Origin of the sequence: Nonomuraea sp. NPDC050153 (genome assembly GCF_044460125.1) — a bacterium.
Lineage (GTDB): Bacteria > Actinomycetota > Actinomycetes > Streptosporangiales > Streptosporangiaceae > Nonomuraea.
Genome location: NZ_JBITJQ010000040.1, coordinates 25,215 through 51,289, shown reverse-complemented (window position 1 = coordinate 51,289; position 26,075 = coordinate 25,215). Strand labels below are relative to the sequence as shown.

25 protein-coding genes and 1 riboswitch are annotated in these 26,075 nt (G+C 70.2%); of the genes, 11 read left to right on the top strand and 14 right to left on the bottom strand.

Going from position 1 to position 26,075, the window contains the following annotated elements:
- Positions 1-75 precede the first annotated feature (75 nt).
- Complete coding sequence (locus tag ACIBQ1_RS52975) at positions 76-1,623, top strand: MFS transporter (RefSeq protein WP_397290099.1); 1,548 nt, start codon at positions 76-78, stop codon at positions 1,621-1,623.
- Positions 1,624-1,655: 32 nt separating this feature from the next.
- On the opposite strand, the gene ACIBQ1_RS52970 is transcribed toward ACIBQ1_RS52975, so the two are convergent.
- The gene (locus ACIBQ1_RS52970) at positions 1,656-2,051 is read right to left on the bottom strand and encodes a cold-shock protein (protein WP_397290098.1); all 396 of its coding nucleotides are present in this window, start codon (positions 2,049-2,051) and stop codon (positions 1,656-1,658) included.
- An 89-nt stretch (positions 2,052-2,140) separates the two neighbouring features.
- Positions 2,141-2,761 carry an HAD family hydrolase gene (locus ACIBQ1_RS52965; protein WP_397290096.1) on the bottom strand — a complete coding sequence of 207 codons (621 nt, stop codon included), beginning with the start codon at positions 2,759-2,761 and terminating at the stop codon, positions 2,141-2,143.
- A gap of 101 nt (positions 2,762-2,862) precedes the next feature.
- On the opposite strand from ACIBQ1_RS52965, the gene ACIBQ1_RS52960 reads away from it, so the two are divergent.
- Together ACIBQ1_RS52960 and ACIBQ1_RS52955 are read left to right on the top strand one after the other, a co-directional pair.
- Positions 2,863-3,258 carry a hypothetical protein gene (locus tag ACIBQ1_RS52960; protein WP_397290094.1) on the top strand — a complete coding sequence of 132 codons (396 nt, stop codon included), beginning with the start codon at positions 2,863-2,865 and terminating at the stop codon, positions 3,256-3,258.
- Positions 3,259-3,314: 56 nt separating this feature from the next.
- Positions 3,315-3,932 (top strand): TetR/AcrR family transcriptional regulator, encoded by a 618-nt coding sequence (locus ACIBQ1_RS52955; RefSeq protein WP_397290092.1) that lies wholly within the window; start codon positions 3,315-3,317, stop codon positions 3,930-3,932.
- On the opposite strand, the gene ACIBQ1_RS52950 is transcribed toward ACIBQ1_RS52955, so the two are convergent.
- Positions 3,925-4,758 carry a hypothetical protein gene (locus tag ACIBQ1_RS52950; protein ID WP_397290090.1) on the bottom strand — a complete coding sequence of 278 codons (834 nt, stop codon included), beginning with the start codon at positions 4,756-4,758 and terminating at the stop codon, positions 3,925-3,927. The two genes, ACIBQ1_RS52955 and ACIBQ1_RS52950, sit on opposite strands and share 8 nt — an antisense overlap.
- A 45-nt stretch (positions 4,759-4,803) precedes the next feature.
- Between ACIBQ1_RS52950 and ACIBQ1_RS52945 the strand changes: the two genes are divergently transcribed.
- Positions 4,804-7,377 carry a helicase-associated domain-containing protein gene (locus ACIBQ1_RS52945; RefSeq protein ID WP_397290088.1) on the top strand — a complete coding sequence of 858 codons (2,574 nt, stop codon included), beginning with the start codon at positions 4,804-4,806 and terminating at the stop codon, positions 7,375-7,377.
- Positions 7,378-7,475: 98 nt separating this feature from the next.
- On the opposite strand, the gene ACIBQ1_RS52940 is transcribed toward ACIBQ1_RS52945, so the two are convergent.
- The gene (locus ACIBQ1_RS52940) at positions 7,476-8,912 is read right to left on the bottom strand and encodes a hypothetical protein (protein ID WP_397290086.1); all 1,437 of its coding nucleotides are present in this window, start codon (positions 8,910-8,912) and stop codon (positions 7,476-7,478) included.
- Positions 8,913-9,262: 350 nt separating this feature from the next.
- Here ACIBQ1_RS52940 and ACIBQ1_RS52935 point away from each other — a divergent pair, with 350 nt between their 5' ends.
- The 3 genes from ACIBQ1_RS52935 (at position 9,263) to ACIBQ1_RS52925 (ending at position 13,022) form a co-directional block, all read left to right on the top strand.
- The gene (locus ACIBQ1_RS52935; protein ID WP_397290084.1) at positions 9,263-10,741 is read left to right on the top strand and encodes a class I adenylate-forming enzyme family protein; all 1,479 of its coding nucleotides are present in this window, start codon (positions 9,263-9,265) and stop codon (positions 10,739-10,741) included.
- 141 nt (positions 10,742-10,882) lie between these two features.
- Entirely contained in the window at positions 10,883-11,239 is a 357-nt protein-coding gene (locus ACIBQ1_RS52930; protein WP_397290082.1) for a hypothetical protein, read from the top strand.
- A gap of 136 nt (positions 11,240-11,375) precedes the next feature.
- The gene (locus tag ACIBQ1_RS52925) at positions 11,376-13,022 is read left to right on the top strand and encodes a DNA repair helicase XPB (protein WP_397290080.1); all 1,647 of its coding nucleotides are present in this window, start codon (positions 11,376-11,378) and stop codon (positions 13,020-13,022) included.
- A 218-nt stretch (positions 13,023-13,240) separates the two neighbouring features.
- Here the strand turns inward: ACIBQ1_RS52925 and ACIBQ1_RS52920 are convergent, their stop codons facing one another.
- Positions 13,241-13,576 carry a hypothetical protein gene (locus ACIBQ1_RS52920; RefSeq protein ID WP_397290078.1) on the bottom strand — a complete coding sequence of 112 codons (336 nt, stop codon included), beginning with the start codon at positions 13,574-13,576 and terminating at the stop codon, positions 13,241-13,243.
- Between the two features lie 264 nt (positions 13,577-13,840).
- Here ACIBQ1_RS52920 and ACIBQ1_RS52915 point away from each other — a divergent pair, with 264 nt between their 5' ends.
- Together ACIBQ1_RS52915 and ACIBQ1_RS52910 are read left to right on the top strand one after the other, a co-directional pair.
- Positions 13,841-15,841, top strand: a complete 2,001-nt coding sequence (locus ACIBQ1_RS52915) for a HelD family protein (protein ID WP_397290076.1) — start codon at positions 13,841-13,843, stop codon at positions 15,839-15,841.
- Between the two features lie 86 nt (positions 15,842-15,927).
- The gene (locus tag ACIBQ1_RS52910; protein ID WP_397290074.1) at positions 15,928-16,458 is read left to right on the top strand and encodes a YbhB/YbcL family Raf kinase inhibitor-like protein; all 531 of its coding nucleotides are present in this window, start codon (positions 15,928-15,930) and stop codon (positions 16,456-16,458) included.
- A gap of 221 nt (positions 16,459-16,679) precedes the next feature.
- On the opposite strand, the gene ACIBQ1_RS52905 is transcribed toward ACIBQ1_RS52910, so the two are convergent.
- From ACIBQ1_RS52905 to ACIBQ1_RS52880, 6 genes are all read right to left on the bottom strand, one after another.
- A complete protein-coding gene (locus tag ACIBQ1_RS52905; RefSeq protein ID WP_397290072.1) occupies positions 16,680-16,925 on the bottom strand; it encodes a hypothetical protein in 246 nt (81 codons plus the stop codon).
- Between the two features lie 145 nt (positions 16,926-17,070).
- Positions 17,071-18,696 (bottom strand): chaperonin GroEL, encoded by a 1,626-nt coding sequence (gene groL, locus ACIBQ1_RS52900; RefSeq protein WP_397290070.1) that lies wholly within the window; start codon positions 18,694-18,696, stop codon positions 17,071-17,073.
- A 426-nt stretch (positions 18,697-19,122) separates the two neighbouring features.
- Positions 19,123-19,323: a cold-shock protein gene (locus ACIBQ1_RS52895; protein ID WP_068927743.1), complete on the bottom strand. Its 201-nt coding sequence runs from the start codon at positions 19,321-19,323 to the stop codon at positions 19,123-19,125.
- A 244-nt stretch (positions 19,324-19,567) separates the two neighbouring features.
- A complete protein-coding gene (locus ACIBQ1_RS52890) occupies positions 19,568-19,843 on the bottom strand; it encodes a MoaD/ThiS family protein (protein ID WP_397290068.1) in 276 nt (91 codons plus the stop codon).
- A 24-nt stretch (positions 19,844-19,867) separates the two neighbouring features.
- Positions 19,868-21,100 (bottom strand): threonine synthase, encoded by a 1,233-nt coding sequence (gene thrC, locus ACIBQ1_RS52885; RefSeq protein WP_397290066.1) that lies wholly within the window; start codon positions 21,098-21,100, stop codon positions 19,868-19,870.
- A gap of 13 nt (positions 21,101-21,113) precedes the next feature.
- A riboswitch (SAM riboswitch) is annotated at positions 21,114-21,255 on the bottom strand.
- A gap of 79 nt (positions 21,256-21,334) precedes the next feature.
- A complete protein-coding gene (locus ACIBQ1_RS52880) occupies positions 21,335-21,889 on the bottom strand; it encodes an RNA polymerase sigma factor (protein ID WP_319719563.1) in 555 nt (184 codons plus the stop codon).
- 31 nt (positions 21,890-21,920) lie between these two features.
- On the opposite strand from ACIBQ1_RS52880, the gene ACIBQ1_RS52875 reads away from it, so the two are divergent.
- A complete protein-coding gene (locus ACIBQ1_RS52875) occupies positions 21,921-23,351 on the top strand; it encodes a trehalose-6-phosphate synthase (RefSeq protein ID WP_397290064.1) in 1,431 nt (476 codons plus the stop codon).
- A gap of 6 nt (positions 23,352-23,357) precedes the next feature.
- On the opposite strand, the gene ACIBQ1_RS52870 is transcribed toward ACIBQ1_RS52875, so the two are convergent.
- From ACIBQ1_RS52870 to ACIBQ1_RS52860, 3 genes are read right to left on the bottom strand one after another with little or no spacing between them, the layout of a single operon-like run.
- Positions 23,358-23,930 (bottom strand): hypothetical protein, encoded by a 573-nt coding sequence (locus ACIBQ1_RS52870; protein WP_397290062.1) that lies wholly within the window; start codon positions 23,928-23,930, stop codon positions 23,358-23,360.
- A 35-nt stretch (positions 23,931-23,965) separates the two neighbouring features.
- Entirely contained in the window at positions 23,966-24,736 is a 771-nt protein-coding gene (gene otsB, locus ACIBQ1_RS52865) for a trehalose-phosphatase (protein WP_397290060.1), read from the bottom strand.
- A gap of 39 nt (positions 24,737-24,775) precedes the next feature.
- Positions 24,776-25,075 carry a DUF3263 domain-containing protein gene (locus ACIBQ1_RS52860; RefSeq protein ID WP_397290058.1) on the bottom strand — a complete coding sequence of 100 codons (300 nt, stop codon included), beginning with the start codon at positions 25,073-25,075 and terminating at the stop codon, positions 24,776-24,778.
- A gap of 117 nt (positions 25,076-25,192) precedes the next feature.
- Here ACIBQ1_RS52860 and ACIBQ1_RS52855 point away from each other — a divergent pair, with 117 nt between their 5' ends.
- Complete coding sequence (locus ACIBQ1_RS52855; protein ID WP_397290056.1) at positions 25,193-25,999, top strand: S-adenosyl-l-methionine hydroxide adenosyltransferase family protein; 807 nt, start codon at positions 25,193-25,195, stop codon at positions 25,997-25,999.
- Positions 26,000-26,075: the final 76 nt, after the last annotated feature.

Genomic DNA, 26,075 nt, shown 5'->3' with positions numbered 1-26,075 from the left:
ATGGGCGGACCGGAGAGTCCCACAACGGGGGATCCCACTCCGAGATCGCGGATGAATCAGGTAAGACTGGTATGCGTGGAGGGAGGCTGGGGCCGGGCACGCGACATCTCGCGGCGGGTGGCACGCGGGGCCGCCGACGCGGGACGTTCCACCGTGCGCGCGAGCAGGGCCACCGCCAGCGCCACCGTGCGCGCGAGCAAGGCCACGGCCAGCGGCACGGCGCGGGCTGGCAAGGCCACGGCAAAAGGTGCGCGAAAAGTCGGCAAGGCCACCCGGCGCCTCACCTACGCCAACGGCGCCGGCCGCACCGGGCTCGGCCGGCTGATCGAGCTGTCGGCGGGCAACAGCGCGAGCGACGCGCTGGTCACGGTGGCGCTGGCGAGCACGGTGTTCTTCGGCGTGCCCGTGGGCGAGGCCCGCGGCTCGGTGGCCCTCTACCTGGTGATCACGATGCTGCCGTTCGGGCTGCTGGCGCCGTTCGTGGGGCCGATCCTCGACCGGTTCAGGTCGGGGCGGCGTTACGTGATGGCGGGCACGCTGTTCGGGCGGGGGCTGCTCTGCTTCGCGATGGCGGCCGCGGTGGGCCCCGGCGACCTGCCGACGCTGTTCATCGGGGCGCTGGGCGTGCTGGTGCTGTCGAAGGCGTACAACGTGTCGCGGGCCGCGATCATGCCGAGCGTGCTGCCCGCGGACATCACGCTGGTGTCGGCGAACGCGCGGGTGGCGCTGTTCACGCTGGTCTCGGCGGGCGTCGCGGTGCCGCTCGGCGCCGGTCTGACCGCCTGGCTGGGCAGCGCGCTGGTGCTGCGCGTGGCGATGGTGGCCTTCCTGCTGCTGGGAGTCGCCGCGGTACGGCTGCCGCGGCACATCGACTCGCCCGATCTGGAGGAGGAGGGGGCCGCGCCGCGCTGGCGCACCCTGCTCAAAGTGGGCCCGGCGGTGGCCGAGGCCGTCTGGGCCAACGTGGCGCTGCGCGTCTTCTCCGGGTTCCTGCTGTTCTTCCTGCTGTTCCTGGTGCAGGACAAGGCGGTGCCCTGGCTGGCGGCGGGGCCGCTGCGGGACCCGTTCTTCGACATTCCCAAGACGATCGCGCTGCTGGCGGCCGCGGCCGGCCTGGGGGGCCTGGTCGGGGCCGCCGTGGCCAACTGGACGCGTAATCACTCGCCGCAGCTGATCGTGCTGGTCACGCTGGCCGTGACCGTCGTGACCGGCATCTCGACCGCGATCTTCTTCGGCCTGTGGACCGCCCTGGCCATCTCGCTGGTCACGGCCTTCGCGCAGGAGCTGGGCAAGCTCGCGCTCGACGCCATCGTGCAGCGCGAGATCGGCGAGGAGGTGCGCTCGTCCACGTTCGGCGTGGTCGAGGCCATGCTCCAGCTCGCCTGGGTGTTCGGCGGCCTGGTCGGGCTGGTGCTGTCGCTGTCGCAGAGCAGCGTGGCCGGGCTGGTCACGCCGGCCGCCGCGCTCACGGCCACGCTCGGCTGGCTGCTGGTCGCCCGCCGGCGGCGCGTGCGCGCGACCGACGACAAGCTGCGCAGGCAGCGGGCCGAGGCGGGCGGTCACGAGCTCCAGCTGACCGACACGCTCGACCCGACCAAGCCGCTCACCAACCCGAACAGTTGACCCGGGGCCTCCTCGAATCCGGGGCCGCCGCGTCAGGCGTCGAGGTCGTCGGCGACGGCCCTGAGCACCTGCGCGATCTTCTTGGCGTGGGCCGCCTCCGGATGCTTGCCCCGCTGGTATGAGGTCGAGACATCGTCAAGCAACTTGATCAGGTCCTCGACGATGACCACCATCTCGTCCGGCTTCTTCCGCTTGGCCTTGGGCTTGGTCTTGGCCAGCGTCGGCGGCTGCTCAAGGATCCGCACCGAGAGCGCCTGCTGGCCGCGGCGCCCCTCGGCCACACCGAACTCGACCTTCTGGCCGGGCTTCAGTGGGCCCGCACCTGTGGGGAGCGCGGAGGAATGCACGAAGACCTCACCGCCGTCGTCACGGGTGAGGAAGCCGAAACCCTTGTCGGCGTCGTACCACTTGACCTTGCCACTCGGCACAGGAGGACCTCGTTCAAACAGTCGAAAAGATGGATGGATGTAGGTTATGCCCCGGAGCGCGCCAGGGCGACCGGGTAAATCCCGGGCAATTACCGGATTGCATCATGCCTGCGCCAACCCGCGAACCAGGCCGCGAATTCGGTCAGGTCGGCCAGCGCCACATCCGCTCCGTGTTCACGCAGCTCTCCCGCCGTGTAAGGACCGGTCGCGACCGCCACGCTCACGGCGCCGCCCGCGCGGGCCGCCTCGATGTCCGCGACATGGTCACCAACATAAGCCGCCGCGCCGAACCGCGCGAGTGCCGATCCCTTGGCGGCACCGAAAACGGAACCGACCACTTCATCCACGGCGAGGCCGAGAACCTTGACCGTGCCGATGGCGTCCCGCAGGTTCTTGCCGGTCACCACGATCACCCGGCCGCCGCGCTCCCGTACGGCCTCGATCGCGTCGTACGCGCCGGCCATGGCCGTGTGCACCGGCACCCCTATTTCCGGATATATCTCCCTATAAAGGTCGGCGGCTGAGGCGACCTCCTCTACAGGCAGCCAGTTGGCCAGCTCCATCTCCAGCGGCGGCCCCAACCGGCTCACCACAGCCGCCGAGTCAATGGGCACACCCAAACGCACCGACAGCTCGTCGTAAACGGCCGCGATGCCCTCTCGCGTGTCCGCCAATGTCATGTCAAGGTCGAATCCCACGGAAGTTGTCACGAGTGCAGGATGCCAAACGCCTCTCCACTCCGCGTAACGGCCCCTTGTCGTGGGACCGAAGGAATGGGAAGAAAGGAATTACTTATCGGAGAGGAGCGGCCGTGACCAACACCCCCCAACCGCCGCACACCGGAGACCGGCTCGTCGCCTCCTCCGCCCCACCCCGCCCCCACAGACCCGCCCGGCCCGGCGGTCCGCCCGTGACGATCTGGAGCCGGACCGTGTCGGCCCTGGCCTATCTGGTGAAGGTCGCCACGCGGGTGGCCGCGCTGGTCGTGATCCTGTACGCGGTCTTCACGGTGTTCAAGGCCAACCCCGCGAACGTCTGGTACCAGTTCGTCGAGTCGCTCGCCGCCTGGCTGTCGCTGGGCCTGGCCAACCTGTTCCAGCTCGCCGACCCGCGCTGGACCGCGCTGGTCAACTACGGCCTGGCCGCGGTCGTCTGGCTGATCATCGGCTCGGCGCTGGCAGGCCTGATCCGGCGCGCCGCTCCTTAGGTGCGGCCCCCGCCACTCACTGCGACTACTCTCAAGGCGGAGGTAACAGGATAGATATGACCAGATCGACCCGTGCGCGGATCATCGATGAGGCCCTGCGGCTGTTCGCGGAGCGGGGCTACTCCGCCACCTCCGTTGCGGAGATCGAGGCCGCCTCCGGGCTCTCGCCCGGCGCTGGCGGGCTCTACCGGCACTTCAAGTCCAAGTACGAGGTGCTCGCCGCGGCGATCAACGAGCACGCCACCCGCACCAGGAGCCAGGTGGCGGACAGCCTGGCCGAGCTGAGCAGCATGGAGGCGTCGGCCGACCTGGAGGATCGCCTGTCCCTCCTGTGCCGCGCCGGGCTGGCCAAGGTCCGCGAGGAGTCCGAGCTGACCCGGGTGTTCTTCCGCGACCTGAGCCAGTTCCCCGAGCTGGTCGCCGTGGTGCGCGAAGGGCTGCTGCAGCCCATGTTCGACGCGATCGTCACCTGGTTCAGGGCGCAACCCGAGTACAAGGACGTCGAGGTCGACTGGACCGGCATCTCCGCGGTGCTGGGCGGCTCCGTGGTGCACTACCGGCTCTTCCAGGAGACGGTCGGCGAGTTGCCGGGCCACGCGGACAAGGACCAGTTCGTCGCCGCGTGGGTGCGCCTGGCGGTGGGCCTGCTGCCCAGCCCCGCGCCGGTCAGCTGACGTCGAGCAGCCGGTAGGCCAGCCAGACCACGCCCAACCCGGTCCCGATCATGAACATGGTGCCGCTGACGCTGTAGAACTGCGCGAAGAACGCCTGTAACCCCGGCTCGCTCCCCACCCGCAGGCCGCCTACGAGCACGCCGCCCACCGAGTAGCCGAGCAGCGGCGCCCCGATCCCGAGCAACCTGTCGCGCAGGTTCCAGCTCTCGCTGAACAGCACGAGCGCCGCCCCGATCGCCCACACCACCACAGGGATCTCGAAGATCGCCAGCGGCGGCAGGTCGAACGGCAGCAGCAGCGCGGCCACCACGAGGATGACCATCGCGGCGGCGTCGCGCGGATGCTCCTTGACGAGGGTCCTGGCGTCCCTGCCGCCGGTCGCCATGGGGTTCGCGCTGGACATGGCCACCCTGCGCAGCCCGGCGAACGGCAGGCCCCGCCCCTTGCCGAGGCTCTCCCGGGCGATCTTCCGGTACGCCTGGACGCCCGCGGGCACGTCGCCGTCGTCCACGATCGTGGGGAAGCGCCGCGTGGAGCCCTGCTCCTCCGGCTGGGCCGGCGGGCCTGCCTCGGCGGCACGCATGGTGGAGACGCCCTCCTCGGCGAGTCTGCGCGCCTCGCGCTCGACCAGCGCCGCCGGGTCGCCGAACCTGGCCAGCACCTTCGACACCTCGCGCGCGTTCTGGCTGCCGCGCCGCTCCACCTCGATCCTGGCGCGCAGCCGCTTGGCGAAGTCGAGCCGCTGGTCGGCCCTGAGCACGCCGTGGGCGGCGTCGGCCGCCTTCGAGACATAGTTCAGGACGAGCTGGTCCGCGCGCTCTATCACGTCAAGCAATGCTGCCCCAATCAGGGGGGACATACCATGGCAACGATGGAGTTCACGGAGTGGATCAGGGGGCGCACCGACGAACAGCTGCGGGCGCTCGTCTCCGCGCGGCCGGAGCTGATCACTCCGGTGCCCGCGCATCTGGAAGGTCTGGCCTCGCGGGCGGGCAGCCCGTCGGCGATAGCCAGGGTGCTCGACCGGCTCGACCGGTTCACGCTGGCCGTCGTCGAGACGCTCGCCGTACAGGACGGGCCGACGCCCAGGAAGCGGCTGCGCGAGCTCGTGGGCGCTGCCCTGACGGGCGACGGCGCGGAGAGCGGGGCCAAGGGCGGGCCGGGCGACGCCGCCGAGCCCGCACTGTCGGCCGCGCTGGACAGGCTGTTCGAGCTGGCGCTGGTCTACGGGCCCGACGACGCGCTCGACCTGGGGCCGGGCGTGCGCAAGGTGCTCGAAGACCCGGCAGGGCTCGGGCCGCGGGCGACCGACGCGTTCCGGCATCACGCGCCCGAGCAGCTCGACGAGATGGCCGACGACGTCGCGCCCGGCACCAAGGGCTCGGGCAAGGAACGGCTGGCGGCCGCGCTGGCGGCGCCCGCCGCTCTCGTCGAGTCCGTCTCGCCCGAGGCCAGAGGCGCGCTCGATCAGCTCGCCTGGGGCCCGCCGACCGGCCGCGTGCCCAACGCCAGGCGCGAGGTGAGCGTGGCGTCCGCCCGTTCGCCCATCGAGGAGCTGCTGGCCAGAGGGCTGCTGGCGGCCACCGGCGAGGAGAGCGTGACCCTGCCCCGCGAGGTCGGCCTCTACCTGCGCGGCGGCCGGGTGCACCGCGGCCTGCTGGCCCTCCCGCCGCCGCTGGAAGGGACGGCGCGCGACCGGAAGCTGGCCGATCGCACGGCGGCCGGGCAGGCGTTCTCGTTCGTCAGGGCGGTCGAGGAGCTGTGCGAGCGGTGGAGCGTCGAGCCGCCCGGCGTGCTGCGTACCGGCGGCCTGGGCGTGCGCGACCTGAAGCGCACGGCGAGCGAGCTGGACCTGCCCGAGTGGGTGGCGGCGCTGGTCGTCGAGGTGGCGCACGCGGCCGGGCTGATCGCGGCGGGCGGCGGCGTGGACGGCGAGTGGCTGCCGACCTCCGGCTACGACCTCTGGCGGGTCAGGGCGACCGCCGACCGGTGGGTCACCCTCGCGGCCACGTGGCTGCACATGGACCGCGTCCCCGGCCTGGTCGGTGACCGGAGCGCAGGAGCTCGCCAGGAGAGAGCGAGCGCAGCGACGCCAACGAGTGGCGAAGCGGGCGCGACCATCAAACGCAGCAGCGCAGGAGCTCGCCAGGAGAGAGCGGGCGCAGCGACGCCGGCGAGTGGCGAAGCGGGCGCGACCATCAAACACGGCAGCGCAGGAGCTCGCCAGGATAAAGCCGGCGAAGCGGCCGTCAAACGCGGTGACGAGCGCGACAGGCCGCTGAACGCCCTGCACACCGACCTGCGCCGTTCCTCCGCTCCCGGGGTCAGGGCGGCCACGCTGGGCGTGCTCGCCGCCGCGCCCGGCCTCGCGCCGTCGCGTGACTCCGTGCTCGAACGCCTGGCGTGGGAGCAGCCGCGCCGCCGGGGGCCGCTGCGCGAGCAGCTCACCGAGTTCGCGCTGCGGGAGGCCGAGCAGGTCGGCGTGACGGGGCTGGGCGCGCTGTCGGCGCACGGGCGGGCGCTGCTCGACGGCGGCGACCCCGCCGGGGTACTCGCGCCGTTGCTGCCCGAGCCCGTCGACCACGTGCTGCTCCAGGCCGACCTGACCGCCGTCGCGCCGGGGCCGCTGACGAGCGAGGTCAACCGCTGGATGACGCTCACCGCCGACGTGGAGTCGAAGGGCGGGGCCACGGTCTACCGGTTCAGCGAGAGCTCGATCCGGCGGGCGCTCGACGCGGGGCACGGGGGCGAGGAGCTGGTGTCGATGCTGGCCCGCCACTCGGCCACGCCGGTGCCGCAGGCGCTGTCGTACCTGGTGACCGACGTGGCCAGGCGCCACGGCCGCATCCGGGTGGGCACCGCCAGCGCGTACATCCGCTGCGACGACCCGGCGCTGCTCGACCAGATCACCGCCGACCGGCGCTCCGCCGCGCTGCGGCTGCGCAGGCTGGCCCCCACCGTGATCGCCTCCCGCTCGTCCAGGGCGGCGCTGGTCGACTCGCTGCGTGCCATGGGGTACGCGCCGGTCGCCGAGTCGCTCGACGGCGACGTGATCATCTCGCAGCTCGACAGCCGCCGTACCGAGGGGCCGGCCCCGGCCCGCACCGTCGCGTCGCCCAACGGGCTGGACCCCGGGGTGGCGGTGGCGGCCGTACGCGCGCTGCGGGCCGGAGACGCGGCGCACCTGGCACGGCGCGAGCCCGTCGACGCCCCGGGCGGGCAGATACCGCGCGGGCCCGCGACGGCCACCATCTCGGCCCTGCAGGAGGCGATCAAGCAGGGGGTGCGCGTGTGGATCGGATACCTCGACTCGCAGGGCAACGCGACCTCGCGCATCCTGGAGCCGGCCCGGATGGAGGGCGGCTACCTGACCGCCTACGACGAGACCCGGGCCGCCGTCCACCGCTTCGCCCTCCACCGCATCACCGGCGTCGCCGGCCTCTGACCCCCGACCCCGCCGCCTCCTGCGAACCGAGGTCGCGGCGCGGGGGGCGGGGGGCCCGCCGGGGTCCCGCGGCCCCGGCGGGCGTCGTCGGGCCCGGGTCAGGCGTCCGCGGCGAGGGCCGCGGCCAGCGCGGTCACCGTCCGCCCCCAGGCGTCGTGGTGCCGGCGCGCGTGCTCGACCAGCAGCGCCAGGACCCGCTCCGCCACCCCGGCCGAGGGCCCGTCGCCGGACCCCAGCCGCCACAGCTGCCGCACCGCGTCGGCCGGATACCGGACGGACAGCCCGCCGCCCAGCGCCACGGCCGCCGCCGCGGCCCGCGGGTCCAGAGGGTCGGCCGCCCAGGCCAGCGCGATCCTGAGCGCCTCAGGGGCGAGCGTGTCGTCGGCGCACATGTACGACAGCGCGTCCCCCGCCGCCAGCCGCTCCGCGTCCCCGCCCCGCGCCCACCCGTCCAGGAACTCCGCCTGGGCGTCCTTCAGCGAGTACGCCGCCAGCAACGCCACCCCCTCCGCGGCCCGGGTCCGGACGTCGGCCCCCTCCGCGGCCAGCAACCGCACCCATTCGCGCAGCGGCTGCCACAGCCAGAACCCGTACCGCCCGGCCAGCTCCGCGAGCACCTGCCCGCGGTGGTGCGGCGCCCGGAACACCACGCGGCCCTCGTCATAGGTGACGAGGGGATGGGGCGGCCCGACCGGCTGCGGCCCGCGCCTCTCATGCGCCTGGCAGATCCGCTCAAGCCTGGCGAACTGCCGCTCGAACACCGGCCCGCCCACCCGGTGCAGGAACGCGAGCGCGGCCACCTCGCGCACCTCGCGCAACGACGGCTTGGTGTCGAACCAGGCCGCCACCTCCTCCCCCGCAGGCTCGTCGGTCTCCGCCAGCCGCCCGGCCAGGCGCACGACCTCGGCCGGGGTCGGCAGGCTCAGGGCCAGGTCCCTGGCCCGGGTGAGCTCCTCGGGGCTGCGTCCCGCGCGCAGGCCGTACGCGCGCAGGCACAGGTCGAACAGCTCCCCCGGGTCCGGCGCGCTCCACGGATGCTCCACCTCGACCGCCTGGGAGGGGGCGCCGTTCCTGGTGATGACCAGGTACGAGCCCAGCTCGGCCAGCTTGCGCGCGAGGTTGACCAGCTCGACCCTGTCGGTGCTCTCGGCGATCCAGTCGTGCAGCAGGTACGCCCGGCCCGGCTCGTACTCGGTCCTGGACAGCAGGTCGGCGGCGGTGCCAGCGGGCGACAGCACGGTGATCGTGCTCTCGGCCAGGGGCATCCGGGAGAGCAGGGCGATGGCGCCCAGTCGTTTGCCCGTCTCCTCCTCGCCCACGAGGACGAGCAGGTGGCAGGCGGAGAGCCGGTGCACGGCCTCGGGGAAACGGCCGGGCTCCAGGTAGGAGCGCAGGAGCGCGTCGGCGTCCCGTCTCTTCAGGTCCCCGGGGACCGGTGCGGCGAGTGGCCGCAGGTAGTCGTATACCGTTAACAAACTCTGTTCGAGCATTATGTCATCGAGGTCGATCTCGCCCGATTCAGGCGTTTCGGTCACGAATTCACCTCAGGATTGACTGGAAAGTTTTCTACAGAAAACAACTACGCCTAACAAGTTTCTTCTTTTACCACGAAGGGCTCGCGGAGAGTCACGAAGGCCATCCTGACCTGGCCTTCTGTGTGGTACTCACATTCGGGACCGCTTGACGCGGACATGTCGATCATGACTTCCCTTGCCTCGGCAGGCCCCACGGCCCCTAGATCTTCCACCATTACACGATCTAGTCCAACAAGAAACACGAACCACCATAGAGGGAGATATGTTGTCATTTATCGGCCAAGCGGGCCCCACCCACCCGGACTAGTCAAGGGTTGACGGCGTGACCTCGATCGCATCAGGTTGGGCATGTGAGCGAGCAAACGCTGGGCAAGCTGGCCGAGGAGTCATGGGGCCGCTTCGACGACCACGACGCGACGTTCTACGAGGGCGTCTGGCACCGCAGTCACGCGCTCGCCGAGCGGGCGCGCCGGATGTGCGGCGGGTTCGCCGAGGCCGGGATCGGGCCCGGGGACCGGGTGGTCGTGATGATGGCGACCTCGCCCGAGGTGCCGCTGATCTATCAGGCGCTGTGGGCCGCGGGCGCGGTGGTGACTCCGGTGGTGTTCCTGGTGGGCGCCGATGAGCTGCGGCACATCCTGCTCGACAGCGGCGCGTCCGCGATCGTCACCTCGCCGGAGCTGGTGGAGACCGTACGGGCCACCGCCGTCGATATACCGATTTATGTAGACACGGCCGAGCTGGAACGGGCATCCGAACGCGGCCCCGTGACCAGGGACCCCGGCGATCTGGCGGCGTTGATGTACACCGGCGGCACCACGGGCCGGGCCAAGGGCGTCATGCTGAGCCACGGGGGCCTCTGGCAGGTGGCCAAGGACGTCTGGGACACGTCCCACCTAGACGGGAAAAATCGTGCTTTGGTGCCCGTGCCGCTCTCGCACGCGTACGGGCTGATCATCTCGGTCGCCTCGATGCACGCCACGGAGCCGCAGCAGGCGGTGCTGATGCGCTGGTTCGAGCCGAAGGCGTTCCTCGCGCTGGCCGCCGAGCAGCACGTCCAGTACGGCACCGTCGTACCCTCCATGCTCCAGCAGCTCCTCGCCGAGCCGCTGGAGTCGCACCCGCTGCCCGACCTCTCCTTCCTCACCTGTGGCGCGGCGCCGCTCGGCAGGGACGTGCTGGAGGAGTTCGAGCGCAGGATGCCGGGCGTGCAGATCCTCGAGGGGTACGGTCTGACCGAGACCAGCGCGGTCACCACGTTCAACCCGCCGGGCAGGCGCAGGGTCGGCAGCGTCGGGCTCCCGCTGCCCGGCTACACGATCGCCATCCGCGACGGCGAGGGCGAGGAGCTGGAGACCGGGGACGTCGGCGAGATCTGCGTCTCTGGCGACTCGCTGATGCTCGGCTACTGGGGCGAGGCCGAGCCCGACCCCGAGGGCACCGCGCTGATCGGCGGGGAGCTGCGCACCGGCGACATCGGCTGCGTGGACGACGACGGCTACCTCTACGTCGTGGACAGGAAGAAGGACCTGATCATCCGCGGCGGCTTCAACGTGTTCCCCCGCGACGTCGAGGACGCGCTCAACCGGCATCCCGACGTGGTGATCTCAGGTGTCGTGGGCCGCCCGGAGCCGCGGATCGGCGAGGAGGTGGTGGCGTTCGTCCAGCTCAGGACGGACGCGACGGTGACGGCCGAGGAGCTGATCGAGTGGGCTCGCGAGCGGGTGGGGCGGGTGAAGTACCCGCGCGAGGTGAGGTTCGTGGACTCGGTGCCGGTGACGAGCGTGCTCAAACTCGACCGCAAGGCCCTGCGGGCCCGCCTCGGCTGACCGGGCCCCGACCTCGCCTCGACCGACCTGGCCGCGGGCCTCGGCACACGGTCGCCGGGCCCGCGATCTATGGCCAGATCTCACAGCGTGTTCAGGCACGTCTCGTTTCCGTGGTAAGTGTTGACGTGTCTGGAGGTGAACGTGAGCCAGGAAGATCCGCCGGGCCACCCGTACCAGCCTTATGGCGCCTCCTACGGCGAGCAGCCGCCGCCGCAGCACGGTTACGGTTACGGCTATCCCCCGCCCCCGCAGAACGACGGCCCCAGCGCCAACGCGATCGTCTCCCTCGTGCTCAACCTCCTCGCGCTCGTCTCATGCTGCAACCTCCTGGGCCTGCCCGGCGCGATCCTGGCCGGCCTGGCGCTCGGCAAGGCCCGCGCGGAGCCGCGCTCCGCCCGTACGATGGTGATCTGGAGCTGGATCATGTTCGGGCTCGGCTTCGTGCTCAGCATCGGCGTCCTGCTGTTCCTGGGCCTCACCGGCCGTCTCGACGACTGACGTCCGCGGCTTCCGGACCGCCTGAGGACTAATCCGGGCGCGCCGGTTGTTGGAGTCTCGGAGCGGGAGAGCCAGGATCGGGAGACGATGGTCCTGTTGCGCGAGGCCCCGTACGGAACCCCACGGAGAAAAGCCAGTGAGCGATGGACCGCTGATCGTCCAGTCGGACAAGACACTGCTGCTCGAGGTCGACCACGAACGAGCCGACGACTGCCGTAAGGCGATCGCGCCGTTCGCCGAGCTCGAGCGCGCTCCCGAACACGTGCACACCTACCGCGTCACCCCCCTGGCACTGTGGAACGCCCGCGCCGCCGGCCACGACGCCGAGCAGGTCATCGACGCGCTGATCGGCTTCAGCCGCTACCCCGTGCCGCACGCCCTGCTCGTGGACATCGCCGAGACCATGGCCAGGTACGGCCGGCTGCGGCTGGAGAAGGACCCGGTCAACGGCCTGGTCCTGACCTCCACCGACCGGGCGGTGCTGGAGGAGGTGCTGCGCTCCAAGAAGATCCAGCCGATGCTGGGCGAGCGGCTCGGCGCCGACTCGGTCATCGTGCACCCGAGCGACCGCGGCAACGTCAAGCAGGCCCTGCTCAAGCTGGGCTGGCCGGCGGAAGACCTGGCCGGCTACGTGGACGGCGAGCACCACTCGATCAAGCTGCTGCAGGACGGCTGGGCGCTGCGGCCGTACCAGCAGGAGGCGGCGGACTCGTTCTGGCACGGCGGCTCCGGCGTGGTCGTGCTGCCCTGTGGCGCGGGCAAGACCATCGTCGGCGCGGCCGCCATGGCGCACGCCCAGGCCACCACGCTCATCCTGGTGACGAACACGGTCTCGGCCCACCAGTGGAAGACCGAGCTGCTCAAGCGCACGTCGCTGACCGAGGACGAGATCGGCGAATACTCCGGCTCGAAGAAGGAGATCCGCCCGGTCACCATCGCCACCTACCAGGTGATGACCACCAGGCGGAAGGGCGTCTACTCGCACCTGGAGCTGTTCGACGCCCGCGACTGGGGCCTGATCGTCTACGACGAGGTGCACCTGCTGCCCGCGCCGATCTTCCGGATGACCGCCGACCTGCAGGCCCGCAGGCGCGTCGGGCTGACCGCGACGCTGGTGCGCGAGGACGGGCGCGAGGGCGACGTGTTCTCGCTGATCGGCCCCAAGCGGTACGACGCGCCCTGGAAGGAGATGGAGAACCAGGGCTGGATCGCGCCCGCCGACTGCGTGGAGGTGCGTGTCACGCTGACGGACGAGGAGCGGCTGGCGTACGCGATGGCCGAGTCCGAGGAGCGCTACCGCTTCTGCGCCACCACGCCGTCCAAGACCCACGTGACCGAGGCGCTGGTCCGCCGCCACCTCGGTGAGCAGGTGCTGGTCATCGGCCAGTACATCGACCAGCTCGACGAGCTCGGCGAGCACCTCAACGCGCCGGTCATCAAGGGCGAGACCAGGGTCAAGGAGCGGGAGCGGCTCTACCAGGCCTTCCGCGACAAGGAGATCCAGGTGCTGGTGGTGTCGAAGGTCGCGAACTTCTCCATCGACCTGCCGGAGGCCGCGATCGCGATCCAGGTGTCGGGCACGTTCGGCTCGCGCCAGGAGGAGGCCCAGCGGCTCGGCCGCGTGCTGCGTCCCAAGGCCGACGGCGGGGGCGCCCGGTTCTACACGGTGGTCAGCAGGGACACGGTGGACCAGGAGTTCGCCGCGCACCGGCAGCGGTTCCTGGCCGAGCAGGGGTACGCGTACCAGATCATCGACGCCGACGACGTGCTCGGCGGGGTGTGATGCCCGGCCGCTCAGCTTGAGCGGCCAGGCATGTTCAGCGTGGTGTCACGTCCACGAGACTCCGCGGGCCGAAGACAATCGAACCACCCCCCTCACCTGCGTACTATCACGCCGCCTGCGACATACCCCCATGATCCGACAAACCCACCTGATATGCCCGAATTTTTCGGTATTTCCGGGTTGTTACGGATCGTAGGGATTCGAGCGGTCGGCGCACCCTACCGCGCCATCATGCCGCCGAGGAACAACACGCCCTCCGCGACGACCCAGGCGACCACTCCCGCGCCCATGATCCGCCCGAACGTGCGCGGTTCCTGTCTGGACCACGGGACGAGCCAGGCGGCTGCCGTGCAGCAGGCGGCGAGCGCGGCGAACAGCCCCGACACCGTGGAGACCGTACCAAGACGTTGCGAGCAGGTCGAAGCGGACTCGCCGCCTTCGCAGAACGCCTCCATCCCCCAGCCCGCGAACACGGACAACGACCAGAGGGCGGCGAGCAGGAAGCTCGCGATCGTGGGAATGATCGGCGAAAAACGCAGCTGGATCCGCGCCATCACCTATGCCTACCCCACCCCGAAGACCGCTACTCGCCCCCGACCCCGCTACCGGCCGGTCCTCCGCAGCCGCCGACGTACCCCGCCGCGGCGATCAACGCCACTCCCCTGCCCCGATGCGGCCGGCCGGGCGGGAGCGGGGAGTGCGCAAGGACGCGTGGTCGGGCCACGGGTAAATGCTTTGGAAGCCACCCGACCCCGCCACTAGACTGGCCGATTCGCTGCCTTACCACCTCCGTTCCCGACCAAGGGAGGCACTTTCGCATGCCCGGACACCAGTTGGCCCCCGACATACCCTCCGACGTGCTGGCCTCCGAGCAGGCCCACCTGGCCGAGTCCAGGGCCGCGCTCAAGGCGATGCGCGCACATGCCCAGTCGCTGTCCGCGGACGCGGCGGGTGACTGGGTGTCGCAGCAGATCCTCCAGTCCCTCCTCGACCAGCGCGTGGCCGCGCTGGCCGACCATCCCGACACCCCGCTGTTCTTCGGCCGCCTCGACCGGGGGGCGGGAGACGACCTCCCCGGCACGATCTACGTCGGCCGCCGCCACGTGCACGACGGCGGCAGCAAGCCCCTGGTCATCGACTGGCGCGCCCCTGTGTCGCGGGCGTTCTACCAAGCCAGCCCCGCCGAACCCATGGGAGTCGTACGGCGGCGCCGCTTCGGGTACCACGGTGGCGCGCTGACCGCGTTCGAGGACGAACCGCTGGGCGAGGGCAGCGAGATCGGCCCGTCGAAGATCCTCACCGACGAGATCGAGCGCCCCCGCACCGGCCCGATGCGCGACATCGTCGCCACCATCCAGCCGGACCAGGACGAGATCGTCCGCTCCACCCTGGCCCAGACGGTGTGCGTGCAGGGTGCCCCCGGCACCGGGAAGACCGCCGTGGGCCTGCACCGGGCGGCGTACCTCCTGTTCACCCACCGCGAGCGGCTCGCCAGGTCGGGCGTGATGATCGTCGGCCCGAACCGGGCATTCCTGTCGTACATCTCCTCGGTGCTCCCCGCGCTCGGCGAGGTCAAGGTCGACCAGACCACGGTGGCGGGGCTGCTCGGCGAGTACGCCACCGCGGAGGAGCCGATGGTGGCGGCGGTGAAGGGCGACGCCAGGATGGCGGCGGTGCTCGAACGCGCGCTCTGGCTGCACATCGTCAAACCCGAGGACGGCGTGGTGTTCACCAAGGGCGCCTACCGCTTCCGGGTGGCGGACTACGAGGTACGCGAGATCGTGGCCTCCTTGCGCGGCACCACGCGCTACAACCCGGGCCGGGCGGCGCTCGCGCAGCGGCTGGCCCACATGGTGCTGGTACGAATGGAGCAGCGCGGCGAATCGCCCGACGACCGGGTGCAGGACGCCGTGGCCCGGTCGAAACCGGTGAAACAGCTCGTGGATACGGTCTGGCCCAAACTAACGCCGGAGCAAGTCCTTTACCGCCTCCTTTCCGACCCAGAATTCCTATCAAAGGCCGCAAAATCCGATTTGTCGCCTGATGAGCAAGAAATGCTTATCTGGCGGAAGCCGTACCGGGGCTGGAAGTCCGCGAAATGGTCCGCCGCGGACGCCGCGCTCCTGGACGAGCTCCGCGACCTGATGGAGCGCACCCCGTCCCTCGGCCACCTCGTGGTGGACGAGGCCCAGGACCTCTCCGAGATGCAGCTGCGTGCGCTCGGCCGCCGCTGCCGCAACGGCTCCGCCACCGTTCTGGGCGACCTGGCCCAGGGCACGACTCCATGGTCGACCAGCTCGTGGGAGTCGGTGCTCCAGCACCTGGGCCAGCGCGAGGGCGAGGTGACGGAGCTGACACTCGGCTTCCGCGTGCCGCGCGAGGTCCTCGACTACGCCGCCCGGCTGCTCCCCTCCATCGCCCCCGAGCTGGCCGCGCCGCGCTCTTTGCGCCCCGGCCTCGGCTCGCTCGCCGTGCGCCCCGGCGGCTCGGTCGCCGAGGCCGCCGCCGAAGCCCTCACCAAGGAGGGCTCCATCGGCGTCATCGTCCCCGACGCCCTGATCGCCGACGTCTCCCGCGCGCTGGCCGGCCTCCCCCACGCCGTGCTCGATCCCGACTCGGCCGAGGAGCACCGCCTGCTGATCGTCCCCGCGACCCTGGCCAAAGGTCTGGAGTACGACCACGTCGTCGTCGTGGAGCCCGCGGACATCGTCGCGGCCGAACCCAGGGGCCTGGCCAGGCTGTACGTGGTGCTGACCCGTGCGGTGACGTCCCTGACGGTGCTGCACGACAAGCCGCTGCCGGCCGAGCTGACGACCTGAACCGGCGGGACCCGGCGGCTGATCGTCGGCGGGCACGACCGCTTCTAGGATGGCTGAGCAAGGAGCTCTCAACCTAGGAGGATGCCGTGCCAGCACCGCTTCCACATGAACACCTGCCGTCGGTTCCCGCGCTCGTGGTCGAGAGCGACGACATCCAGGACGGCGAGCGGCTGAACGACCTCCACGTCTTCAACGACTGGGGCATGACGGGCGGCAACCGCTCGCCGCACCTCCGCTGGTCCGGCGCGCCCGCCGAGACCCGCGGCTATGCCGTCACCTGTTACGACCCCGACGCCCCCACGGGCAGCGGCTTCTGGCACTGGGTGCTGTTCGACCTGCCGGCCTCGGTGACCGAGCTGCCGGCGGGCGCGGGCACCGGCCCGGAGTTCAAGGGCCTGCCCGCGGGGGCCGTTCACGCCCGCAACGACTACGGCACCAAGGAGTTCGGCGGCGCCGCCCCGCCCCCCGGCGCCCCGCACCGCTACGTCTTCACGGTGCACGCCCTGGGGGTCGACAAGCTGGGCGTGCACAGCGACGCCAGCCCGGCGGTGGTGGGCTTCAACATCACCGCCAACACCCTGGCCCGCGGCCACATCGTCCCGACCTACAGCACCTGACCGCGCCCGCGGCCGCACCGCCCTCCAGGGGGCGGTGCGCCGGGCCCGGCAAAAGCAGCAGAAGGTGTACCGGGCCCGACGGGCCAGGCCCGACAAAAGGTGCGGCGGGGCCCACCAGAAGGCGCGGCGGGCCCGCCGGGAAAAGGGAGACGCCCCGCCGTGGAAGGGCGGGGCGTCCGAGAGACCATGAAGCGCGACAAGCGCCGGCTGAGCCCTAGGCCCTAGCAGCTTCCCTCGAGCTGCGGCAGCAGCGAGTCGACGAGCGGGATATTCAGCTTGGTCTGGCCGGCCAGCGCGCCCATGGGCAGACAGAGCGGCGCCCGCACCTTGCTCAGGAGCTGGACCGGAAGCTCACCGGCGATGGCGTTGGTGAGAGGCGCGTTCGCGTGGGCGGGCACGGCGACGGCGGTGGCCGCGGCCACGCTCAGAATGGCGATGCCGAAAATACGCTTGCTGCGGGAAAACATCCTCTACTCCTTCGTTGAGGTCTGTGATCACCACCCTTCCTCACCCGGAGTAGCGGATCAATTATGAAACGTAATGGCTGAGAAACGAAAAGAAGAGCGGCCCGGAAAACCGGGCCGCTCTTCGTATGAACGGCGAAGAAAAGACCTAGAAGTCCATGTCGCCGCCGCCCGGCATGGCCGGAGCGGCAGGGGTCTTCTCGGGCTTCTCCGCGATGACGGCCTCGGTCGTCAGGAAGAGCGCCGCGATGGAGGCGGCGTTCTGCAGCGCCGAGCGCGTCACCTTGGCCGGGTCGAGGATGCCCGCCTCGAACATGTTGACGTACTCGCCGGAAGCGGCGTTCAGGCCCTCACCCGGGGTGAGGTTGCGAACCCGCTCCACCACGACGCCGCCCTCAAGGCCGGCGTTGACCGCGATCTGCTTCAGCGGCTCCTCCAGCGCCTTGCGCACGATCGCCGCGCCCGTCGCCTCGTCGCCCGACAGCTCCAGCTTGTCGAACGCCTTGGCACCGGCCTGCAGCAGCGCCACACCACCGCCGGGCACGATGCCCTCCTCGACGGCCGCCTTGGCGTTGCGCACGGCGTCCTCGATGCGGTGCTTGCGCTCCTTCAGCTCGACCTCGGTCGCCGCGCCCGCCTTGATGACGGCCACGCCGCCGGCCAGCTTGGCCAGACGCTCCTGGAGCTTCTCGCGGTCGTAGTCGGAGTCGGTGCGGTCGATCTCGGCGCGGATCTCGTTGACCCGGCCGGAGATCTGCTCGGCGTCACCGGCGCCGTCGACGATCGTCGTCTCGTCCTTGGTCACCACGACCTTGCGGGCGCGGCCGAGCAGGTCGAGGGTGGCGTTCTCGAGCTTGAGACCGACCTCCTCGGCGACGACCTGGCCACCGGTCAGGATGGCGATGTCGTTGAGCATCGCCTTGCGGCGGTCGCCGAAGCCCGGGGCCTTGACGGCCACGGAGCGGAACAGGCCGCGGATCTTGTTGACGACCAGGGTCGCCAGGGCCTCGCCCTCGATGTCCTCGGCGATGATCAACAGCGGCTTGCCGGACTGAACGACCTTGTCGAGCAGCGGCAGCAGGTCCTTGTTGGCGGAGACCTTGCTGTTGACGATCAGGATGTACGGGTCCTCGAGCACGGCCTCCATGCGGTCCGAGTCGGTGACGAAGTACATCGACGTCATGCCCTTGTCGAAGCGCATGCCCTCGGTGAGCTCAAGCTCCAGGCCGAAGGTGTTGCTCTCCTCGACGGTGATGACGCCTTCCTTGCCGACCTTGTCCATCGCCTCGGCGATGAGCGAGCCGATCTCGGGGTCGGCGGCGGAGATGGAGGCGGTGGAGGCGATCTGCTCCTTGGTCTCCACGTCCTTGGCCAGCTTGGAGAGCTCCTCGCTGACGCGCTCGACCGCGGCCTCGATGCCCTTCTTCAGGCCCATCGGGTTGGCGCCCGCGGCGACGTTACGCAGACCCTCGCGCACCAGCGCCTGGGCGAGCACGGTGGCGGTCGTGGTGCCGTCGCCGGCGACGTCGTCCGTCTTCTTGGCGACTTCCTTGACCAGCTCGGCGCCGATCTTCTCCCACGGGTCCTCGAGCTCGATCTCCTTGGCGATGGAGACACCGTCGTTGGTGATCGTGGGGGCGCCCCACTTCTTCTCCAGCACGACGTTACGGCCCTTGGGCCCCAAGGTCACCTTGACGGCGTCGGCGAGCTGGTTCATACCGCGCTCGAGACCGCGCCGGGCGTCCTCGTCAAACGCGATCATCTTGGCTGCCATAAGGCTAGACCTCCCAGATGCAGGGTGGCTTGTCGTGGACCGAGCCGACGCCCGCGACGGCATGGGTCAGCATCTCCTGCGGCAGACCCCATCGTCCCGATCCGAGTATTGGCACTCTGCTGCACAGAGTGCCAACGAACTGTTTAGCACTCTACCCTGCCGAGTGCAAGCGAGAAGCCTCCTACCGGGGCTTTCCTCCCCGTATCGGCTTGCGTGGCGGGCCGTGCCCGGCCGTCCGTCGGCGGTGGCGGCGGGACCCCGTACCTGCGAAGAGCCGCGTCCAGGCCACCGCAGGTAGCGGGATCCGTACCCACGACGAGCCGCCTCAACGCGGCTCGCCGTGATCGAGTCGACGAGAGAAAGGTGGCGGGTTCGCCCGGACTGCGTTGCCGTGCGATCCCCGCCGGTGCATACCAGGGGGGTGTATCAGACCGCGCGGACGGACTCCGCTTGAGGTCCCTTCTGGCCCTGCGTGATCTCGAACTCGACGCGCTGCCCCTGTTCGAGAGATCGGTACCCGTCCATCATGATCGCTGAGTAATGGACGAATACATCCTTACCACCGTCTACCGCGATGAAGCCGTAGCCCTTGTCCGCGTTGAACCACTTGACGGTGCCCTGCGCCACTTCCGACTCCTCTTACTGGACTTTCAGATCTCACCCATTCCTCCGCGAGACCCGTTATCGCCCGACTTAACGGAAAATCAGCCAGACGATCGCCCTCGACCATACCTGTGGCACGGGGTTTGGCAACAGAGTCAATCTGCAAACGACGCATTTCTTCGCATCGAAGGCGGTTCAACGTTTCATTTGGCCTGGAAATGGAGAAGGCGCCCACTAGGGGCGCCTTCTCAGGTGTGATCTATGGCACTCAGCCGCCGGCTACGGCCGGGATGATTGAGATCTGAGTGCCCTCAGGTGCCGGAGTGTCCAGCCCGTCGGCGAAACGGACGTCCTCTTCCCCAACGTAAACGTTGACAAAACGACGAATCTTGCCCGATTCATCCAGAATTCTCGCGCCGATCCCCGGGTAGTCGGAGTCGAGCTGGGTGAGGACGTCACGAAGAGTCGCGCCCTCGCCACTGACTTCGGCGTTGCCCCCGGTGTAGGTGCGCAGAATGGTGGGAATCCGCACCGAAACGCTCATGGTTTAACTTGCCTTTCCTGGTTGTCAGACAGCCGCGCGGAACGCGTCGAGGGAGGGCCGGATCACGGCCGTGGGCTGGGCGTCGTCGCTGATCGCGTCGAGCGTCTTGAGGCCGTCGCCGGTGTTGAGGACCACGGTCTCGGCCTCGGGGTCGAGCCGCCCGCTCTCAACGAGCTTCTTCAGCACGCCCACGGTCACCCCGCCCGCGGTCTCGGCGAAGACGCCCTCCGTCGAGGCCAGGAGCTTGATCGCGGCCACGATCTCGGCGTCCGTGACGTCCTCGACGGCCCCGCCGGTGCGCCGGGCGATGTCGAGCACGTACGGCCCGTCGGCCGGGTTGCCGATGGCCAGCGACTTGGCGATGGTGTCGGGCTTGACCGGCTGTACGACGTCGTGCCCCGCCTTGTACGCGGTGGAGACCGGCGAGCACCCGGCCGCCTGCGCCCCGAAGACCTTGTACGGCGTGTCCTCGACCAGCCCCAGCTTCACCAGCTCGCGGAAGCCCTTGTCGATCTTCGTGAGCTGCGAGCCGGAGGCGATGGGGATGACGATCTGCTCGGGCAACCGCCACCCGAGCTGCTCGGCGATCTCGTACGCGAGCGTCTTGGAGCCCTCGGCGTAGTAGGGCCGCAGGTTGACGTTGACGAACCCCCACTTGTCGCCCAGCGGGTCGCCGATCAGCTCGGAGCAGAACCGGTTGACCTCGTCATAGGTGCCGTCGATCCCGATCAGCTTGCCGCCGAACACGCGAGCCATGGCGATCTTGGCAGCTTCGAGGTTGGCGGGGATGAACACGCACGCCTCGAGCCCGGCGCGCGCCGCCGCCGCGGTGACCGCGCCCGCGAGGTTGCCCGTGGAGGAGCAGGAAAGGGTGTGGAAGCCGAAGTTACGCGCCGCCTCGACGGCGATGGCGACGACCCGGTCCTTGAAGGAATGGGTGGGGTTGCCCGAGTCGTCCTTCACGTACAGAGACTTGAGGCCCAGCGCGCGCCCGAGGTTTCCGGCCTTGACCAGTTTGGTCCAACCGGGGTTCATATTGGGCTTACTGGCGACGTCAACCGGCACCGGGAGCAACGACCGGTAACGCCAGATGTTGGCGGGACCCGACTCGATGTCGGCACGGGTCACCTCGCCGAAGGAATAGGCCGCTTCGAGCGGCCCGAAACACTCCAGACACGCGAAGCTCGGACCGAGCGGGTAACGCGTGCCGCACTCACGGCAGGACAGACCGACAGCAGGACCAAAGTCGAGCGACATGAAGCGAGGCCTTCCCTCATCTTCGCCCGCGGCCACCTTGACCGCAGACCGGAATTGGCACCTTGTCCCGGTCGGCCTCGCCAGGTCGCGAGTCTCAAGCCGGGAGGGTTGCCGGGGCTTCGCAGGGCCGGTCCCTCCACCCCTCTGGATGAGCAATATGCAGTTGTTGAAATGGACTCTACCCGCCCATGAGGCCGGGATGGCCACCTGTCTCAGGATGCGGGACGCGGCGTCTCAGCGATAATCATCACCCAGCACTCCCTGCACGTATTTGCGGGCCTGATGGATGCGCGACTTGGCGGTGCCGAGCGGGATGCCGAGCTGCTCGGCCACCTCGTTGTAGTCGAGCTGGACGATGTCGCGCAGCACCAGCGCCTGCGCCAGGTCGGGCTTGTCGGCCTCCAGCGCCTCCATCGCGTCGAGCAGGTCGAGCCGCGAGCCCGCGATCACGCTCACCCGCGCCACGTCGGGCTTCTGCGTGGGCAACTCGTCGGAGGTCTGCTCGGCCGCCCGCCGTTTGAGCGACCTGTACGTGGTGCGCGCGCAGTTGGCCGTCACGATGTGCAGCCACGTGCTGAACCGCGCCCGGCCCTCGAACCGGCCGATGTTGCGCGCCACGGCCAGCAACGTGTCCTGGGAGGCTTCCTCGGCGTCCTGGTGATAGGGGAGGATCCGGGCGCAGTGCCGCATCACATCGGGCTCGATCCGCGCCAGGAGCTCGCCAAGTGCGCGATGATCTCCTCCGGCGGCCGAGCGGGCGAGTTCCTCGGTTAGCTCATCTAGCGCCATAGCTGGGATCCTATGGGCGAAGGGAGCGTAGATGAACAGCGTCCTGGTGGCCTCCAACAGAGGACCCGTTTCTTTTACCGTCTCGGACGACGGTGAGCTGACCATGAAACGCGGTGGCGGCGGCCTGGTCTCGGCGCTGTCCGAGGTGGCCAGGAAGGACCGCGTGCTGTGGGTGTGCGCGGCGCTGTCCGACGGCGACCGCAGCGCCGTGCGCCTGGTGCCCGGCGGCCGGATCGACCACGCCGGATACGACACGGGCCCGCTGCGCATGCTCGACATCCCGCCCGCGACCTTCCACCGCGCCTACAACGCCGTGGCCAACTCCACCCTGTGGTTCGTCAACCACCTGCTCTACGACATCCCCAACTCGCCGAACTTCGGCACGAGGTTCGAGCGCGAGTGGGAGTCCTACCGCGACTACAACGGCGCGTTCGCGCTGGCGCTGGCCGAGGAGGCCGGCCACGGCGCCCGCGTCATGGTGCAGGACTACCACCTGACGCTGACCCCGGCCATGCTCCGCGCCGAGCGGCCGGACCTGCGCATCGCGCACTTCAGCCACACCCCGTGGGCGCCGCCCGAATACTTCTCGCTGCTGCCCGACGAGGTGGTCGGCGAGGTCCTGGAAGGCATCCTGGGCGCCGATCACGCCGGGTTCCTGGCCGACAGGTGGGCGCTGGCGTTCATGGACTGCTGCGAGGCGCTGCTCGGCGCGGAGGTCGACCGCGTGGGGCGCAGCGTCACCCATGAGGGCAGGACCACCCGCATCGGCGTGCACAGCCTCGGCGTCGACGGCGACGCGCTGTGGGAGCGCGCCGTCGAGCCCGACGTCGAGTCGCACATGATCGCGCTCAGGGAGCAGGTGGGCGACCGCCGGCTGATCGTCCGCATCGACCGCACCGAGCTGTCGAAGAACATCGTGCGCGGCCTGGTGGCCTACCGCGAGTTCCTGGCCGCCCATCCCGAGTGGCACGGCAAGGTGGTGCATCTGGCGTTCGCGTACCCGAGCAGGCACGACCTTCCCGAATACCGCGAATACACCGCGTCGGTGCTGCGCTGCGCGCAGGAGATCGAGGACGAGTACGGCACCGAGGACTGGGACCCGCTGATCCTCAACGTCAACGACGACTACCCGCGTTCGCTGGCCGCGTACCGGATGGCCGACGTGCTGCTGGTCAACCCCATCCGCGACGGGATGAACCTGGTCGCCAAGGAGGGCCCGATCCTGTCCACGAGGTGCGCGCTCGTGCTCTCGCGCGAGGCGGGGGCGGCGGCCGAGCTGGGCCCGCACGCGCTCGTGGTGAATCCGTACGACATCAGCGGCACGGCCGCCGCGCTGCACGCCGCGCTCGTCATGCCGGAGGACGAGCGCCGCATGCGGCGCGACAAGCTGCACGCGGCGGCCACCGCCCTGCCGCCGCAGAAGTGGCTCGCGGCCCAGCTCGACGCGCTGGACGAGATCTGAGCGCGGTCAGTTCCAGTCGGCGTTCTCCAGCGTGTCGGACAGCCCCGGCGTGTTCCACTGGTCCACGACGAGGATCTTGCTCTTCGGCAGATACCACTCGCGCTGCGTGAAGCGGGCCAGGACCTTCGCACCGGAGTAGCTGACGCAGGTCGACTTCCACGCGTTGTAGGCGGCCTTGTGCCCCGCCCCGACCTGGCGCAGGCCCCTGGTGACCGTCGGGCCGATGTGCTCGCCCCACTTGCGGTTGGACGGGCACGGCTGCACGTCGCTGGCCGTGTAGAAGGGGTTCTTGCCGGTGTACGGGCCGAACCCCTCGGCGCCGATCTTGATGTACTTGGGGCCGAAGACGTAGAAGGCGTCGCACTCGGGCGTCCCCCAGCCGCTGGGCTTGGCGCACTTGCCGGTCACGATCTGGACCTGGTCGGCGCCGTGGCGGTAGACCTTCCACTTGATCGGAACGTAGAGGGTCAGGCCGTGCCGCAGCTTGACCGCCTGCGCGGGCGCGGCGTGCGCGGGCAGGGCGGTCGCGAGGAGGGTGACCGCGGCCACGGCCGCGGCGGCGAGGTATCGCTTGTGCATGCGCCCGACCCTAGAGAGCGCGACTTGCAGCCCGGTCACGAACGGCTGAAAGCCGCCACGAGTTCCGCCAGCAGCGCGACGACGCCGTCGGGCCCGTCCACCACGATGTCGGCCTGCTCGGCCAGCTTCGTGACCTCGGCGGAGCCGCTGCACACGGTCACGCCGGGCAGCCCCGAGGCGCGTACGGCCTCGAACGCGGCCAGATCGCCGAGATCGTCGCCCACGAACATGACGGACCTGGCGGCCCGCTCCGCCAGGAACAGGCTGAGCGCCTGCCCCTTGTCCATGCCCGGCGGCCGCAGCTCCAGCACGAAGCGCCCCGGCTCGACCACCAGGCCGTGCTCTTCGGCCAGCCTGGCCAGCGGCTCGCGCAGCCTGGCCAGCGCGCCCTCCGGGTCGGGGCTGCGCCTGGTGTGCACGGCCACCGCCCGGCCCTTGTCCTCGACGGTGACGCCTTCCAGGCCCGGCGAGTCGAGCAGCAGCGGCAGCTCGGCCTGGGCCTGGAGCACGCCCGGAGGCGGCGGCGGGCCGGAGATCCGCCCGGCCTCCCAGCGCTCGAAGCCGTAGTGCCCGAGCACGACCAGCCCGGGCACGTCGGCCAGGCCCGGCCCGAGCGCCAGCGCGGTGGCCGGCGGCCGGCCTGTCACGATGGCCACCGCCAGGACGTGTGCGCCGAGCTCGGCCAGCACCGCCGACGCCTTCGGATGGATCACGGCCTCGGCGGGATCGGGCACGATCGGCGACAGGGTCCCGTCGAAGTCGAGCCCGATCACGGCGCCGGCCGGATCGTCCAGGATCGCTTTCATTCCAGGGATGTTCTTCACGCGGCTGCTTTACCCAGCCGGTCAGGGACGCATGCCGAGTCTCCTGGCCGCGCGGTCGCGCTGACGGGTGGACCGTAACCTGCGCAGCCTCTTGACCAGCATGGGATCCTGCTCCAGCGCCTCCGGCCGATCGATCAGCTCGCCGAGCAACTGGTAGTAGCGGGTGGCGGAGAACCCGAAGCTCTCCTTGATGGCCTGCTCCTTCGCGCCCGCGTACCGCCACCATTGGCGTTCGAAGGCGAGGAGTTCGAGATCGCGTTCTGAGAGGGGTTGGCCGGACGCTTCCTGGGCAGCATTGTCACCGCTGAGCGGTGCTCCCATGGTGTCCTCCTCGGGAAAGGGGCGCGCGACGACTCCGCACGCACGCGGCCCGTGGCCAATCGTAATGTGCGGAGTGCGGCTGTTCACGGCGTATTGAGAGACGTACAGTCACGAAATGTGACCTCAGTAATCACGCTCCTCACCGACTATGGGCTCGAAGATGGCTATGTAGCGGCTTGTCACGGAGTGATCGCCGGAATCGCCCCGGAGGCACGGGTGATCGACGTGTGCCACCTGATCCCCTCGGGTGATGTACGGCGTGGCGCGGCGGTTCTCGCCCAGACCATCCCGTACCTCCCCGTCGGCATCCACATCGGCGCGGTCGATCCCAGTGCGGGCGGTGCCCGGCGCGCGGTGGCCGTCGAGGCGGGCGGCCGGGTGTTCATCGGCCCCGACAACGGGGTGCTGTCGTGGGCCGTGCGCGCCAGCGGCGGCGCCGAGGCCGCCTACGCGATCAGCAACGAGGAGCACTTCCTTCGGCCGGTCTCCCCGACCTTCCACGGGCGCGACGTCTTCTCGCCGGTCGCCGGGCGGCTGTGCGGCGGGCTGAGACCGTCGGACCTGGGGCCGGAGGTGCCGATCGGCCGGCTGGTCACGCTGCCGGAGCCGACCTCGCTGCTGCGCGAGGGCTCGGTGGAGGGCGAGGTCGTCTCGGTCGACCGCTACGGCAACACCCAGCTCTCGATCGCGGCCGGCGACCTGCACACGCTGGGCGTGCGGGTGGGCGACACGCTGGGGGTCTGGCTGGGCCGGCGGCAGCTCGCGCTGCCGTACCGAGAGACGTTCGCGGCGGTGCCGCCCGGGGAGCTGGTGGCGTTCGCCGACTCGGCGGGGCTGATCGCGATCGCGGTCAACTCCGGTGACGCAGCGCAGCGGCTGGGGCTCCCGCCTGGCGCGCATGTCCGACTTGCGCCTACTTCTTAGTACGAAAGCACACAGATCGGAATTACTCCGCGTATCGGTCTGTTTACCGAAGCGTCGGAAACAATCAGCGGGCACG

Bases quoted from the DNA above. Each gene is read 5' to 3' on its own strand.
- ACIBQ1_RS52920 (WP_397290078.1), bottom strand. From the start codon at position 13,576: ATGGCGCGGATCCAGCTGCGTTTTTCGCCGATCATTCCCACGATCGCG.
- ACIBQ1_RS52955 (WP_397290092.1), top strand. From the start codon at position 3,315: ATGACCAGATCGACCCGTGCGCGGATCATCGATGAGGCCCTGCGGCTG.
- ACIBQ1_RS52945 (WP_397290088.1), top strand. From the start codon at position 4,804: ATGGAGTTCACGGAGTGGATCAGGGGGCGCACCGACGAACAGCTGCGG.
- ACIBQ1_RS52870 (WP_397290062.1), bottom strand. From the start codon at position 23,930: ATGCACAAGCGATACCTCGCCGCCGCGGCCGTGGCCGCGGTCACCCTC.
- ACIBQ1_RS52880 (WP_319719563.1), bottom strand. From the start codon at position 21,889: ATGGCGCTAGATGAGCTAACCGAGGAACTCGCCCGCTCGGCCGCCGGA.
- thrC (WP_397290066.1), bottom strand. From the start codon at position 21,100: ATGTCGCTCGACTTTGGTCCTGCTGTCGGTCTGTCCTGCCGTGAGTGC.
- ACIBQ1_RS52905 (WP_397290072.1), bottom strand. From the start codon at position 16,925: ATGTTTTCCCGCAGCAAGCGTATTTTCGGCATCGCCATTCTGAGCGTG.
- ACIBQ1_RS52875 (WP_397290064.1), top strand. From the start codon at position 21,921: ATGAACAGCGTCCTGGTGGCCTCCAACAGAGGACCCGTTTCTTTTACC.
- ACIBQ1_RS52890 (WP_397290068.1), bottom strand. From the start codon at position 19,843: ATGAGCGTTTCGGTGCGGATTCCCACCATTCTGCGCACCTACACCGGG.
- groL (WP_397290070.1), bottom strand. From the start codon at position 18,696: ATGGCAGCCAAGATGATCGCGTTTGACGAGGACGCCCGGCGCGGTCTC.
- ACIBQ1_RS52915 (WP_397290076.1), top strand. From the start codon at position 13,841: ATGCCCGGACACCAGTTGGCCCCCGACATACCCTCCGACGTGCTGGCC.
- otsB (WP_397290060.1), bottom strand. From the start codon at position 24,736: ATGAAAGCGATCCTGGACGATCCGGCCGGCGCCGTGATCGGGCTCGAC.
- ACIBQ1_RS52860 (WP_397290058.1), bottom strand. From the start codon at position 25,075: ATGGGAGCACCGCTCAGCGGTGACAATGCTGCCCAGGAAGCGTCCGGC.